The sequence below is a fragment of the Dictyobacter halimunensis genome (assembly GCF_036245075.1).
In genome coordinates, this window is record NZ_BSRI01000002.1 from 2931427 (window position 1) to 2944729 (window position 13303).

The 13303-nt window shown below is 49.7% G+C and carries 13 protein-coding genes; 8 read left to right on the forward strand and 5 right to left on the reverse strand.

Annotated features, from left to right (window positions below):
• The first annotated feature begins 15 nt into the window (after positions 1–15).
• The 4 genes from AABA21_RS26230 (at position 16) to AABA21_RS26245 (ending at position 4273) form a co-directional block, all read left to right on the forward strand.
• Positions 16–732, forward strand: a complete 717-nt coding sequence (locus tag AABA21_RS26230; RefSeq protein ID WP_338254784.1) for a zinc ribbon domain-containing protein — start codon at positions 16–18, stop codon at positions 730–732.
• A 518-nt stretch (positions 733–1250) separates the two neighbouring features.
• Positions 1251–2258, forward strand: coding sequence for a sigma-70 family RNA polymerase sigma factor (locus AABA21_RS26235; RefSeq protein WP_338254785.1), 1008 nt, complete (start codon positions 1251–1253; stop codon positions 2256–2258).
• 342 nt (positions 2259–2600) lie between these two features.
• Entirely contained in the window at positions 2601–3563 is a 963-nt protein-coding gene (locus AABA21_RS26240) for an aldo/keto reductase family protein (RefSeq protein ID WP_338254786.1), read from the forward strand.
• 203 nt (positions 3564–3766) lie between these two features.
• Positions 3767–4273 carry a GtrA family protein gene (locus tag AABA21_RS26245; protein WP_338254787.1) on the forward strand — a complete coding sequence of 169 codons (507 nt, stop codon included), beginning with the start codon at positions 3767–3769 and terminating at the stop codon, positions 4271–4273.
• Positions 4274–4383: 110 nt separating this feature from the next.
• On the opposite strand, the gene AABA21_RS26250 is transcribed toward AABA21_RS26245, so the two are convergent.
• Both AABA21_RS26250 and AABA21_RS26255 read right to left on the reverse strand, forming a co-directional pair.
• Positions 4384–5520 (reverse strand): carboxylate-amine ligase, encoded by a 1137-nt coding sequence (locus AABA21_RS26250; RefSeq protein WP_338254788.1) that lies wholly within the window; start codon positions 5518–5520, stop codon positions 4384–4386.
• A 320-nt stretch (positions 5521–5840) separates the two neighbouring features.
• Positions 5841–6227 (reverse strand): cytidine deaminase, encoded by a 387-nt coding sequence (locus AABA21_RS26255; RefSeq protein WP_420917174.1) that lies wholly within the window; start codon positions 6225–6227, stop codon positions 5841–5843.
• Between the two features lie 373 nt (positions 6228–6600).
• Here AABA21_RS26255 and AABA21_RS26260 point away from each other — a divergent pair, with 373 nt between their 5' ends.
• The 3 genes from AABA21_RS26260 to AABA21_RS26270 all read left to right on the forward strand — a co-directional run bounded on the left by AABA21_RS26260 (position 6601) and on the right by AABA21_RS26270 (position 9132).
• A complete protein-coding gene (locus AABA21_RS26260; protein WP_235845843.1) occupies positions 6601–7290 on the forward strand; it encodes a response regulator transcription factor in 690 nt (229 codons plus the stop codon).
• A 276-nt stretch (positions 7291–7566) separates the two neighbouring features.
• Positions 7567–8586 (forward strand): GspE/PulE/PilB domain-containing protein, encoded by a 1020-nt coding sequence (locus AABA21_RS26265; RefSeq protein WP_338254790.1) that lies wholly within the window; start codon positions 7567–7569, stop codon positions 8584–8586.
• Between the two features lie 330 nt (positions 8587–8916).
• Positions 8917–9132: a helix-turn-helix domain-containing protein gene (locus AABA21_RS26270; RefSeq protein ID WP_218030882.1), complete on the forward strand. Its 216-nt coding sequence runs from the start codon at positions 8917–8919 to the stop codon at positions 9130–9132.
• 134 nt (positions 9133–9266) lie between these two features.
• Here the strand turns inward: AABA21_RS26270 and AABA21_RS26275 are convergent, their stop codons facing one another.
• Together AABA21_RS26275 and AABA21_RS26280 are read right to left on the reverse strand one after the other, a co-directional pair.
• Entirely contained in the window at positions 9267–10181 is a 915-nt protein-coding gene (locus tag AABA21_RS26275; protein ID WP_338254792.1) for a hypothetical protein, read from the reverse strand.
• Between the two features lie 12 nt (positions 10182–10193).
• Complete coding sequence (locus AABA21_RS26280; RefSeq protein ID WP_338254793.1) at positions 10194–11420, reverse strand: GAF domain-containing protein; 1227 nt, start codon at positions 11418–11420, stop codon at positions 10194–10196.
• Positions 11421–11823: 403 nt separating this feature from the next.
• On the opposite strand from AABA21_RS26280, the gene AABA21_RS26285 reads away from it, so the two are divergent.
• The gene (locus AABA21_RS26285; protein ID WP_338254795.1) at positions 11824–12753 is read left to right on the forward strand and encodes a methyltransferase domain-containing protein; all 930 of its coding nucleotides are present in this window, start codon (positions 11824–11826) and stop codon (positions 12751–12753) included.
• A gap of 312 nt (positions 12754–13065) precedes the next feature.
• Here the strand turns inward: AABA21_RS26285 and AABA21_RS26290 are convergent, their stop codons facing one another.
• Positions 13066–13299: a hypothetical protein gene (locus tag AABA21_RS26290; protein ID WP_338254798.1), complete on the reverse strand. Its 234-nt coding sequence runs from the start codon at positions 13297–13299 to the stop codon at positions 13066–13068.
• Positions 13300–13303 lie beyond the last annotated feature (4 nt).

The following is a 13303-nucleotide window of genomic DNA, read 5'->3' on the forward strand; positions in this document are numbered from 1 at the left end:
TCAGAGGAGAAATGCATGAAGCGTTGTAAGAACTGTCAGCACGAAAATCTCCAGGAAAGTATGTATTGTGAGAAATGTGGCGCCCCATTGGATCACGTATATACGGCGGCTGATTACACGGTGCCTTCCCAATCGATATATACCACCATTAGTAGCGAGAACCAGGTTTCGCCGCCTCCGCCTCCTTCTTATAGCTACCCTCCGCCAGCACAGAACGTCAGCTACACTACCGCGCCGGCGGCGGAAAATTATCAGGTGGATAGACCCTACAGGTATTCCTCGCCCAACAATAATTTTTACGCCAATAACTTCCCGGGAGCACTGCCTGCGACTCCACCACCTGTTAGAGAGCGCAGCACGACCGGTTCCGTCATCAGCAGTCTTTTCTATTTATGGGGTATTTTCTGGGCAGCATTTGGTTTATTTGGCACTTTTATAGGAGATCTTTCTGAGAGCTCCGACGCGGTTCTCCTGATAGGCGTCGTTCTGATTGGTATTATTGCCCTGATCTTATTGCTTATCTATCACAAACAGGCGCGCCTGCGTAGCGGCAAGCGCACAATATGGATCGGGGTGGCCTCGGTCCTCGCTTTCCTCGTATTGATCGCTTCAGAGGGTATATTGATGGCCCAGCACTTTCCAGACGAGAGGGAGGCTTATTTACAGAACATTTACCTTGGCATTCCGCTGTTTATGTATGGCGTAGTCATTGCCGTACTGGCCTTTATTTAAAGGGGCCCTCCACATAGCCAGGAAATTTGCAAGTGCGCATCACAGCGGGGAGGTGCGGAAGGGCTTCTCCGTCCCCCCCGCACCTCTCTTTTTCTTTCCACTGCAGGTGGTACTGCACCAGATATGTCATGCCTGGTGAAAAAGTAACAAACCCTCTAGTGAGCGAAATTCCACAGCACTCGAAATATCTTCAGTTTTTACTAACAGCCTTTTCGATTTTTTGATTGATTCCTCATCGCTTTAACCTTTATTTTTCTATGCTCATCAAGCGTATAAGCAACATTAGAGATGTCTTTTTTAGCGAAAAAAAGACATCGCCTCTATATGATTTATATAATTCCTTCCCCGCACCACTTTTGGCATGAATCTTGCAAGTATTAATAACGAGAGAGCAATCTACAAAAAACATTGAATGACAGACATTCAATGCGCAAGGCTGAAAGCAGCCGGCATAGGATTTTCTTGGAATTGTGCGCATGCACTACGCTGCATGAGAAGAGTAGAAGGAGTTAGGTGGTATGGTGGTAAAAACAATCAATGCAACAAGAAATAGTGAGACGCTCGTTTCTGAAAAAGTAGAAAAGAAACGCCGCACCAAGGAAGTCGTTTTTGATGAAGTCCCGCTTGAGGACGACAAAGATTTTTTTGAGGATTGTGAAGAAGAATTGCCCGACGTTGAAGAAGATCAACGCATGGCTGTGGATGATGCCGTCAAGCAGTATTTAAAAGAGATCGGCATGTATCCCTTACTGACTTCCGAGCAAGAATTGCAGATCGCCGAGCGCGTGGCCCGTGGTGATCTGCAGGCGCGCCAGCATCTGATTGAAGCCAATCTACGCCTGGTTGTCAGCATCGCCAAACGGTATTCCAATCAAGGCTTGCCGCTGCTTGACCTGATTCAGGAGGGCAATATTGGCTTGATGCGGGCGACGCAGAAGTTTGACTACCGACGCGGATTTCGCTTCAGTACTTATGCAACCTGGTGGATTCGCCAGGCTATCAGTCGGGCCATCGCGGAGCACTCGCGCAGCATTCACATCCCGGTACACGTGGTCGAGCTTATTTATAAGATCAAGCGCATCGCTCGCCGTATGTATCAGGAGCAGGGTATTGAGCCGCTGCCGGAGCAGATAGCCGCCGAGATGGGTCTGCCGCGCGAGCGCGTCGTAGAGCTCCTCAACGCCTCGGAGCAGCCGATCTCTCTGGACGCGCCCATGGCGGACGACGAAGAGTATCACCTGGCCGACGCCATTGAGAACACCAATATTTCCGCCCCCCTTGATCAGAGTGCTAACCAGGTACTGCAAGCCCAGATCGAGCAGGCGCTGACCGTGCTCAGCCCGCGCGAACGTACCATTATCGAGATGCGTTATGGACTCAAAGAAGGGCACTCGCTCTCGCTGGACGAGGTTGGCACTATCTTTCGCCTGACCCGTGAGCGCATCCGCCAGATCGAGGTGAAGGCTCTGCGCAAGCTTCGTTATCCCGAGCGCTACGAAGGGATAAGGGAGCTTGCCAGGGCTTAATCTTTTTTTCTTCCATGCTGGAAGCGGCTGTATTTTTCGCCGCCTTGGAGGCGCTGGCGCCTCCACTTATTTTCTTGTTGTGTGATTTTGCGGTACGGGCGCATTGCGCCCGTACCGCAAAATCACACAACAATATAAACACCAGCGCGGCCGCGCATGCGGACGCCTGAGCGGGGGCGCTCACGCTCGCCTGGAAGACGAGAGTAAAAAATTTTAAGGTTAGCGAGCGCATCTAAATATCTAACATTACCGTATCTGTAAAAGATCGTATGTTCAGAGCCCTGTCATGTGAAGGAGATAAAGATCGCCCGCCAGGGCTGTAAATATTAGAAGGAATCTACCATGGAATATCGTCATTTAGGACGTGCTGGCGTAAAGGTTAGCGCCGTTTCTCTTGGAAGCTGGCTGACGTACGGCAATTCGACTGAAGAACAGACCGCCATTGATTGTATCCATCGGGCTTACGAGGGTGGTATCAACTTCTTTGATACGGCCAATGCGTATAATCGCGGCGAAGCCGAACAGGTTGTTGGACGCGCGCTGAGCTCATACAGCCGTGATTCATATGTTCTGGCCACCAAAGTATTTTTCCCCATGGGTGAGGGCCCCAATGATCGCGGACTCTCGCGCAAACATATCATGGAGCAATGCAACGCCAGCCTGAAGCGGCTGGGAACCGATTACATTGATCTGTATCAATGCCATCGTTACGATCCAGAGACGCCGATCGACGAAGTCCTGCGCGCGCTCGACGATCTGGTCACCCAGGGTAAAATTCTCTACATGGGTGTCTCCGAATGGTCAACCACCAATATCGCTGACGCCATCTACACCGCTCGTGAGCAGAACCTGGACAAGATCGTCTCGAACCAGCCGATCTACAACATGCTCAACCGCTATATCGAGCGCGAGATTATTCCGCTGTGCGAGCGTGAAGGGATCGGACAGGTTGTGTTCTCACCACTGGCCCAGGGTGTGCTTACCGGTAAGTACAAACCCGGCCAGCAGCCTGGATCCGATACGCGCGCCGGCAACAGCGAGATCAACGGCTTCATGGGAGAAATGCTCAACGACAAGACGCTGACGGCCGTGCAGGAGCTGCAGAAGATGGCCGGAGAGGGCGGCTACAAGCTAAGCCAGCTGGCACTGGCCTGGATTCTACGTCAGAAGAACGTTAGCTCAACCATTATCGGCGCGTCGCGTCCTGATCAGGTTGAGGAGAACATCAAAGCGGTGGACATCAAGCTAAGCGATAACGATCTGCAGCGCATCGATGCCATCCTCGAAGGCGTCGTGCACCACTAATATTGTGACCGGGTAATATATACCCGCATTTTTTCTTAGCGATTGGCAGGGAACGTGCGATAAACGTTCCCTGCCAATTTATTATTCTGATTCCAATATCATTTAATTGTAAGACTATAATTGTATTTATCATTTAATGGCGCTATTACAATCAAATGGGGAAAAGAAAAAGGAGGGATGATTTCTAGAAAGGATTTTTTTGTATGATCTTTTGTAAGGCAATGATTGACCAGCAATGGCGACGAGGTGTAGAGCTACTATTTTCGAGCAAAGCCCTCCCTTTACGCTTTATTTGCACTGGTGGTACGTGTGCCTGCATCCAACTGGGTCTTCTGCAGATGTTTGTACATTCTGGTTGCCGTCCCATTATTGCAAATACCATAGCCTTCCTGGTCTCCGCGCAGGTGAATTTCTTGTTCAGCAACCTTTTTACGTGGCATGATCGGTGCTCGGCCACAAACGCGAAACGCGCTATACTCGGGCGCTGGTTGGCTTTTCACTGCTCTATTTCCGGGTCGGCTCTACTCAATCTCGCCATCTTTACCCTGGCTCACCTGATAATGCCAGATTTGTTGTCCTGCGCGCTCGGCATCATTATCGCCGCCATCCTCAACTTTACCGTGATGAATCGCTTCATATTTCGCGTCCATGCCAGAGATGGCAAGGAAGTATTACTGCTGGAACCTGTTGAGGCCGTGTGGGAAGAATAAGGATTTCTCGATGTGAAAAACCAGGAAGACCGCCACATTGCGGTCTTCTCGTGATTGGATGACATTGGTCTGCTGGTGGATCAATAGGATGGCCCCAGCCAGAGAGTCTTTTATTGAGACCTGCTCACAATAGAGTTCGGTGAAACGTGTGGCATTGAACGCTGTATCAGATACCTGGTCACCGCCTGAATACTCTGCGTTTCATTATAAACGGCGATCTGGCGATCCGCCCCCGTCCCATGGGGATCATCCAGCAGGGCGCGTAGATACTTGACCTCCCTGCGGATGCCCAATTGATCCACCACATCTTCCACAAAATCCAGCGTCTCATGGAGTGACTCGCGCATAGTCAGAAGGCGATTCTGTGGAAAATCAACGATTACTGCATCCAGGCCATAGCGTGCGGCCTTCCATTTATTTTCTTCAATATAGTTATTGGGTAGCACTATAGTATGCATGTTATGTTCATAGAGCCAGGTCAATTTGCAGACCAGGGCCTGGCAGAGGGCCGCGATAGCCATTGTATCCTCAAGTGTTCCAGGCATATCGCAGACGCGGAACTCGATGGTATCGAAGAACGGGTGGGGGCGAATATCCCACCAGATCTTTTTGGCATTGTCGATACAGCCATTGCGCATCAGGTCAGATACATAGCAATCGAACTCCATGGTAGATGAAAAGATGTTAGGGATGCCAGAGCGAGGAAAGCGTCTCCACACGATGGCGCGATACGATTTTATGCCAGTATAGCGATCCACCCAGAACGGAGAATTCGACGACAGGGCGAGCAGATGGGGAATCCAGGCCCGCAATTGATTCATCAATGGCACCGCCAATTCATGGGTATCGATCCCCACGTGCACGTGCAGGCCACAGATCAGAATCGAACGGCCGACGTCCTGAAACTCCTCTTCCAATTCCTCATAGCGTGGATTGATCGTCCGCTGCTGATCGCGCCAATGTCCACTGGGATGGGTTCCTGCGTTAATCAGCGCCAGGCCCTCCCCCTCAAGAATCTGGGCTAATTTTTGCTGGCGCATAGCCAGGTCCTGCCGCAACGCATGAATATCAGCGCAGACGCCCGTAATGGTCTCCACCATTGATTGCAGCATTTCCGCCTTAATAAGCTCACCAAAGACCGGTATCCCCTTATCGAGAATGGTATGGACATGAGACACCAGTTGCCCTGTATTTTTTTCGACCAGTTGAAACTCTTCTTCGACGCCAAGGGTAAAACGTGGTGACATCGCTTTCTCCTTTCGGATCATATCAGCGTGCAGGTGTCGAGTGAATATACATGGGGCCGCCTACAGGAGAGGAAGGACGCAGGGAAAAATGGAAGTGAGAAGGTACGGCAGGAGAAAGAAAGATAGCTACCGCCAGCGGGAATGTACGGTTGTAAAGGCCGTTGTGCGCGCTCGCGCCAGACCAGCATAAAAGCACCTCTATATAGAACGCTTTCAAGCATGGGTTGCACTAGATCAGGCACTACACTAAAAAAGTATTGGGACTTATAGCGTACACAAGGGCCATGTATATGTCAAGAGGGTAGTGCAATACAAAACGATCACAATTTAAAAGCAAATGGCAGCAGATCGGAGACCTGAAAATCCCGCTCGCACCCATCGATATACACGGTCGCTTCGGGAGCGAGATCGGCGATCCACTGGCGGCAAGCGCCACAGGGCATGCGCTCATAGTCGGGGGCATCCGCTGGCGCGTCGATGCAGGCAATAGCGATCTGGGTAATGTGCCTGGCCTGAGCGGTCAAGGCCGCCGAAAGGGCGGAACGTTCGGCACACAGGGTCAGGCCGAAGCTAGAGATTTCAATGTTCACTCCCACAAACACCTGTCCATCGGCCACCAGGGTGGCCCCCACGTGAAAATGGGAATAGGGGCAATAGGCGCCCAGAGCTGTTTCACGGGCCAGGGCCAACAACGTTTCTCTTTCCATCACCAACGTATCCTTCTTTAATTTTATCATGGAGCGCGCCGGCTTTCCTGAATCTGCTGCTTTGTTTATTTTTTACTGTAAAAGCATGAGTGCCGGCTGCATAAGTGCGCGTTGCTATAATCTAGCCTGTTTGCCAGCCTTCGTCAAGCCGATCTTTAGCATCGCTGCAGGCCATCAGGACTGAGCAGCCAGACGTTTGGATAAATATAGCCGCATATTGTCATTCTATAGCCCAATTTGTATCAAGATGTTACTGCCCCTTATTTTGTCCCGTTACTACAAACGGAAGCATAACCAAAATTCATATTTTAAAGCAACATTGGTACATCCTAGTATTGTAATGTAGGACAGGTAGGAGGCAGAATTGAAGATCATGGTGGCGGATGACGACCGCGACATGGTAGATATGCTCAGCTACTGGCTCAAGGGTCATGGTTATGACGTCGTGCGAGCCTTTGACGGGGAGCAAGCCATCAAACGTTGGAGGGAAACGTTACCGGACCTGGTAATTTTAGATATTCAGATGCCCAAGCTTGATGGTTTTGAAGTCTGTCGCCAGATGCGCACAGAAACCAATTCCATGGTAATGATCCTGACAGCACATGACCGCGAGGATGATGAGGTGCGCGGGTTAGAGATGGGGGCGGACGACTACTTGCGTAAGCCTTTCAGCCCACGCCAGTTGCTGGCACGCATCAAAGCGGTCATGCGGCGGGCGTCTAACACGCGTGGTCCCGCTGGCTCATCGGCGATCACCGTAGGACCTGTGACGTTAGATGCGATGCGGCACGAAGTTACTCGTGACGGCACCAAAGTGCGCCTGACGCCTACAGAGAGCCGCCTATTGCACTTATTGATCTCGCACACAGGCCAGGTACTCACTACTGATATGATCATTGAGCGCGTATGGGGATACGACGAGGCCGGTGATTCTGGCCTGGTCAAGACGCACATCCGGCACCTACGCCAGAAGGTTGAGCCTGATCCCAACTCTCCTCAATACATCATGACTGTACCTGGTGTTGGTTATACTTTTACCGCTCCTATCTCGATTGAGTCATAGAGAGCTTTTTGCGCACAACTCAGAGAGCACTCCGCTGGCAGCAGAGAAGTTTACATCGCATGTCAACGCTTGCAAACCGCTGTTTTAGCAAGCGACCGGTGATGTAGCGGAACTTAACCATTACTAGCACATTTTAACCATACCATAACGGAATAGCTACATCTTTCACCGAAAAAAGTGCCTATACTTACATTAAGCAGTGCCTTTGTGTATCTATATGTGCATATGCAGTGGTTAAAATACAGGCTTTCTAGTTGTGCCAGAAAGAGAATGAGTGTGGACGGCAGAATGACGCAGAAGAAAAAAGCTATTCCGCATCAGGCACCGAATATCGCGCAGATTTCGCCCCGCTTAAAGCGGCGTACCGATCCGGTTATGGAAACCTGTGAGATATGTACATGCCTCGTCTTTGACAATGTCTGCCCGGTGGGCAGCATGCCAATGGAAGGTGAGCGGGATGAAAATCAATGCATACCTGTTTCGGTTGAATTAAGCAATAAGGTTCGGGTTGCATTGAATGACTTTTTACCTGCGCAATTTCCAATCAGTGTACTCTTACTACATGTAGTACAACGGGAATCGCCCCCGCTAGCGCCTCAATCGGAGGCGTTATATCGGCGCAAACGATATCATGCCGCGCCTCATCTATTGAACCAGGTGTTGGCCCATGTGCGCCGCGCCCTGCGCATTGATGACAAATTGTTCATCTACGATGCCTCGGGGGGAGCGATTATTTTCCCGGATGTAGACGCAGCTGGGAGACGAAAGATACTAGAACGCATTTATCAGAATGTCTGCTTAATGCAGGCCGAAACGACTGATCCACCGCTGACCAGAGAGACAACCATCGCTCTGGGGGGCGCCACCTATCCGCCCCGATCAGTTGTGTCATTTGAGCAGTTCTATTATCAGCTCGGTGAAGCACCGCATACGCTGACCTTGCGGCCGATTATCAGTGCTCACACGCGCGGCGTCAAGCCCATGCCTGTAGTTGAGTTGTCGCCCATCTATACCGCGTACACGCAGCAAGAAGAGACTGGCAAAGCGGCGGGGATACCATACATGGAACTGCCACATGTCCTGCCAGAGCGTGTAGCGCAACTGATACCACATTCTGTAGCCTATGAGTTGCAATGTGTGCCGGTTGGTCGCGAGCAACAGCAATTGACTGTGGCGATGTGCAGGCCGACCGACGAGATCGCGATTGCGCGCCTGAGAAAGCTGACCGGTTGCTCGATTTTTCCTGTGGCCTGTAATGAGCAGGAACTCAATAATCTATTGAATGCCGGCTGGTAAAAAAATCTTAACGGGGTTCCCAAAAGAAAGGAGAAAACCCTAAAACAGGGCGGCGCAGGATGAAACGCAACGAGACTTTATGTTATGATTATAGGGTACAAAGAAGACAGCTAAGTCCAGTGCCTTTTAGATAGGTAGGTAGTGAAGATCGAACCGAGCTGGGAATAAAATTAACCAGATCGCAACTATTCCTTAACAGGAAAACGCATCAACATTGGTTACTATAACATGCAATGAGACAATAACAGTATCATTCATAATGTTCTCAGCGATACATCGTTAGTGTCAAGTGCACTTATTTATTAGTTTATTTTTCCAAGGAGAGGATACATGGTCGTACAGATGCTTCAAGAAGATGTTCTGCTGACGTTCAAAGAAGCAATGAGCTACCTGCGTGTTAGCCGCTCAACACTTTATCGCCTCATGTGGTCGGGGCAACTTACCGGACACAAGGTCGGAAGCACATGGCGTTTCTACCGTGAAGATCTTCGCGCCTGTGTTGGCCGCGAGGTTCCGATGGGGACGGTATCAAATTCTGTAAATTAATTATTTATCTCTCCATTTTTTTAAAACGCTATATATCAGAAATTACCTATCACAATCATTGAGAGATTTGAAAAAATGGAATTATAAAAGGAGGGAGACGGCCTGTAAAGGCCGTCTCCCTCCTTTTATAACTGTTAGAGCTGATCGTAATCGACGATCTTCCATTGGTTATTAATTAATTTTAATTGTAAGTGGGTGGTATACGATTTTTTCTGGCGGGCGACCGTAACATCCATACTCATGCTATCCAGGCTGGTACCATCTATCTTAGTTTGAGAGGGTGTATAGCGCAAGACCGGGCCATAGAGCCCATCGCGTTGGGTTGCCTGCGACACAAACTGGTCGCTCGTCAATCCTTTGATGGATCCTTCAGGGCTGAGATAGCTATAGGCCTGGGTATATTGTTTATTCTGCAGGGCGCTGTAGTAATCTGTGACGAGTTGAGTACTGCCAAGGGCCGCGCTGAAGGGCTGGCTAATGAGTGAAGAACTGGCCCATGCGCACAGGCCACAACTGCCAATTACAATCACGGCCAGCACCGACAGGAGGATCCAGAGCCACTTACGCGATCGCCTGGCCGGCGGAGGGCCCGCCACGAACGGTGGCGGCAGCGTACCCGGATAATGAAATCCCTGTGGATAAGCAGGATAGCCTGGAGGAGGCATATACCCACCAGGTATTGGCGCTGTAGTTGGTGGATATGGGGCTGCATAACCGGATTGAGGTCCTCTATCCAGCGGCTCAGATGGGCGTGCCGCAGGTTCAGGATCCGGATGCGCTACCGGAGGTGTAGGTGCCGCCGATTTCGCGAGCTCTCTTTCGTAAAAGGAAGGGAGAGGAGGATAGCTCTGCCCCTGGCGCCTCGCGTCATTATTGTTGACGGACCGGGGAGCGTCTCTATGCGCATCTCTATTCAGAGAGCCCTGTTCATCCCGAGCCTCCGGAGATGGAGCATTGGAATGAGACTCTAACGTATTATGATCGCTGTTGGCAGACGGCTGACTGAACGGCGACTGCTTCTCTTCTGGTGATTGATCGGAACTTTGCATAATTATCTTACTCTATCCAAAGAATCGTGAATAGTCGGATGGAGTAGAGATTTCTGGGACTACTTTTTGCTGTTCTACGAATGTATGGGCTTCGTCCTCGAACTCTAATTCCATCTCTCGTTGAATCCAAAACTCGGCCTCACTACGCGATGTCGAGTGCTGATGGGCGTACGCAATGATGCGATTGAGATATGTACGAGTGATAGCATCCCGTTGCCAGCGCAATGGCGGCATCGGCCTGAGATGTAAAAGTGCTGACGGAAAAAATTCGCGATCGCACAGCGCCACCCCCATCAGTAAGGCATATTCCGCGACCGCTTGGCAAGCAGTAGTATCTTTGAAAAAGTCCGGGTGAGTGCTGGAAACGATTAGCACACCCGCGAGCAAACCTCCACGCAGGACCGGAACGGCGCAGGCGCTTCTTTCATAGTCATCAATCTCGACCAGGGCGCGGTTATTATCAGTATCATTCCATATTTGGATGCGCTGCAGAACGGCCGCCGCGCCCGCCAGGGTAGTACTACCCAGATAGGCTTTGCTATCGACTGTATCGGGCCAGGGAACATGGCCACGCATCTTCACTTCCCGCAAAGAATGAATGCCATCTTGATGCGCCGGCATCAACTTTGCGTAAGTAACAGCCAATCCAAGGTGATTTGCATCCAGGTGCTCTAATATATCATCAAACACAATTTCAGAGATCTGCCAGAAGCGCGTCTCATCGTCCTGGCTGCTTGCCATAAGCCCCAGCACATGCTGATAGATATCTTTACTGATCCCCCTGACCGTGGGGGTAGGATTGCCCATCACGTCTCCGAAGGTCTGTTCAATGGCAGCGATCAACTGGGTGCGATGTTCCGGCAGTACCTCGGGCAAACGTTTTAAATGGATAATGCGAGGTTCAGAGGTGCCATTCATCCAGCGATAGACGGTATTTTCCGCCACCGCCAGCTCTCTGGCTACACGCGACAGCTCCATGCGATCGCGATACATAATAGTATGTAATAATGAGCTAAAGGGAGTAATTGTATCATCAGTATTTTGTATTTCTTGATCTGGAAGCGCCTGTGGACTGGCCGCGGACTCCTTGATTATCGTCCGGGCCGACTGCGTAGATGTCGTACTCTTCTGGCGGTGTTTCCCAGTCCGGGCAGTGGTTTCCTCAACCACTTTACGCGCGCCTGGCGGACGGCCACGCTTCTTTTTATGTGTTTCATCAGGGACCGACCCATTACCCATGATATATTCCTTATGTATTTTGCAATAGTACAATTTTCACGTGCAGCATGGTCACTATTATAACATAGATGGTATACAAAATGTTAAATAAACTCAAAAATCTTAATGGGTTATTTATGTAATACCTATGAACAGTACAATGTTTTGCCACTGTAATGCATACATGTTCAGATACGTACACGTGCACACACAAGGCATGTCACCCCTAATGTTTTTCGCACAGTATTAATTATTTTTAATGTTTTAAATCCCAAACGTTAATACATTACAATGTTTAATCGGAAGTCCTACAATGTCTAACAATATATTGCTTTTTCATAATATAGCATGTATATTAATGATCATCACGAATAGTGAGTAAGCAAATCTAGTACACTTGATGGCTGGAAGGATAAGGCAGAAGATGGCGGTTAACAATGTTGTGCATGTTAATGAATGTGGGCTTCCACTAAACGCGATCGCGTGGTTAGTGAAGCACCATCAGAGTAAGATCCACGAGCGCACCCAGATGATTCGAGAATTGCAACTTGAAAAAGGAAGTTTTGTCATCGACGCTGGATGTGGGCCGGGCTTATGGACCCCTCTCCTTGCCGAGGTGATTGGAGCGAGGGGGAAAATTCTGGGTATTGATATCTCGACTGAGGCACTGGTAACCGCCCAGAGGAGAAGTCATCATACCTGGTATCGCCAACAAGTTCAGTATAAGCGCGCGACTTTAGAGCAATTGCCAGTTGAAGCGGGGACGGCGGATGTTATTTTTAGCGCCAATGTCAGCCAATACTTACCTGATCCGGTTGCAACGTTTGCTGCTATGGGCCCATATCTCAAGCAAAACGGGCGCATTGTGATTAAGGATATCGATTTTGGCACCATGAAATTTCATTCTATTGATCCCTTTCTGCAGCAACGGGTCTTTCAGGCGCGACAATTGTGGGAGAGTGAACGCGTCGATCATGGTTATGCGTACGAAGATAGCTGGGTTGGCTCAAAGCTCGCGCAGTATCTGGAAGCGGCTGGTTATAAAGATGTCCAGGAGAGCGCGTATCGTATTGTGAGGCAGCATGTGTTGCCCACGAATTTCCGTTTCTACCTGCAGGGGATCGCAGAGTGGTTTGTGTGTGAGGGAGCTCCATATCTGTCGCCTGACGACGTAACAGATTGGCTACAGTGTTTTACAGATGATGAGCACAACGTACTGGACCGGCCTGAATTTGCCAGTGAGGAGACAGAATACGTCGTCGCTGGCCGTTGGGATGGAGCGGCACCACGCTTTTATGCCGACATGCACATTGATATTGTGCATAGAGAACCACTGCTGGTGATCAATGACTAGTATAGATGGCGTATTACCCGGATGAATGATGTTGAACAAGTGCCGGGCAATGCTTTCGATATATCTGGTGTCGCAAGATAATCGAAGCATTGCCTGTTTTTCTGTTTTTAGAGCGCGCTAAATAAAGATATCCGCTTCATAAACGGGCCAACATTGAGGGCGTCTAATGTTTAGACGCCCTCAATGTTGTGAGAGGAAATTGGCCAGAAGAGATATGGCATGCACACATCTCTGGCATACTGTCTGACGAATATGCCAGAGCCATATCATAAGGATATATAATAAAAATCTGCGATTGAATGTAAGTTGTTCTTATGAATGAACGGTATTTAAGCGGTCCGCAATCATTGCAATTGCAACATCTCCTACAATAGATTGTAATTGAGTATGTAATTGCCCCATATTTTCCATACGTGCGGTAATAAATTCATGCTGCGACATACCATAAGACAGACCTGAGAGGCCACGATGTGCTGCTTCATATTCAGCACTGATCTGTGATAGCAAGCGGGCGACTTCGCTGCGTTGTTCGTGTGCTCCTAGCATGATA

Excerpts from the sequence above, each read along its gene's own strand:
- AABA21_RS26230 (WP_338254784.1), top strand. The coding sequence starts at position 16 with ATGAAGCGTTGTAAGAACTGTCAGCACGAAAATCTCCAGGAAAGTATG.
- AABA21_RS26235 (WP_338254785.1), top strand. The coding sequence starts at position 1,251 with ATGGTGGTAAAAACAATCAATGCAACAAGAAATAGTGAGACGCTCGTT.
- AABA21_RS26240 (WP_338254786.1), top strand. The coding sequence starts at position 2,601 with ATGGAATATCGTCATTTAGGACGTGCTGGCGTAAAGGTTAGCGCCGTT.
- AABA21_RS26245 (WP_338254787.1), top strand. The coding sequence starts at position 3,767 with ATGATCTTTTGTAAGGCAATGATTGACCAGCAATGGCGACGAGGTGTA.
- AABA21_RS26250 (WP_338254788.1), bottom strand. The coding sequence starts at position 5,520 with ATGTCACCACGTTTTACCCTTGGCGTCGAAGAAGAGTTTCAACTGGTC.
- AABA21_RS26255 (WP_420917174.1), bottom strand. The coding sequence starts at position 6,227 with ATGGAAAGAGAAACGTTGTTGGCCCTGGCCCGTGAAACAGCTCTGGGC.
- AABA21_RS26260 (WP_235845843.1), top strand. The coding sequence starts at position 6,601 with ATGGTGGCGGATGACGACCGCGACATGGTAGATATGCTCAGCTACTGG.
- AABA21_RS26270 (WP_218030882.1), top strand. The coding sequence starts at position 8,917 with ATGGTCGTACAGATGCTTCAAGAAGATGTTCTGCTGACGTTCAAAGAA.
- AABA21_RS26275 (WP_338254792.1), bottom strand. The coding sequence starts at position 10,181 with ATGCAAAGTTCCGATCAATCACCAGAAGAGAAGCAGTCGCCGTTCAGT.
- AABA21_RS26280 (WP_338254793.1), bottom strand. The coding sequence starts at position 11,420 with ATGGGTAATGGGTCGGTCCCTGATGAAACACATAAAAAGAAGCGTGGC.
- AABA21_RS26285 (WP_338254795.1), top strand. The coding sequence starts at position 11,824 with ATGGCGGTTAACAATGTTGTGCATGTTAATGAATGTGGGCTTCCACTA.
- AABA21_RS26290 (WP_338254798.1), bottom strand. The coding sequence starts at position 13,299 with ATGCTAGGAGCACACGAACAACGCAGCGAAGTCGCCCGCTTGCTATCA.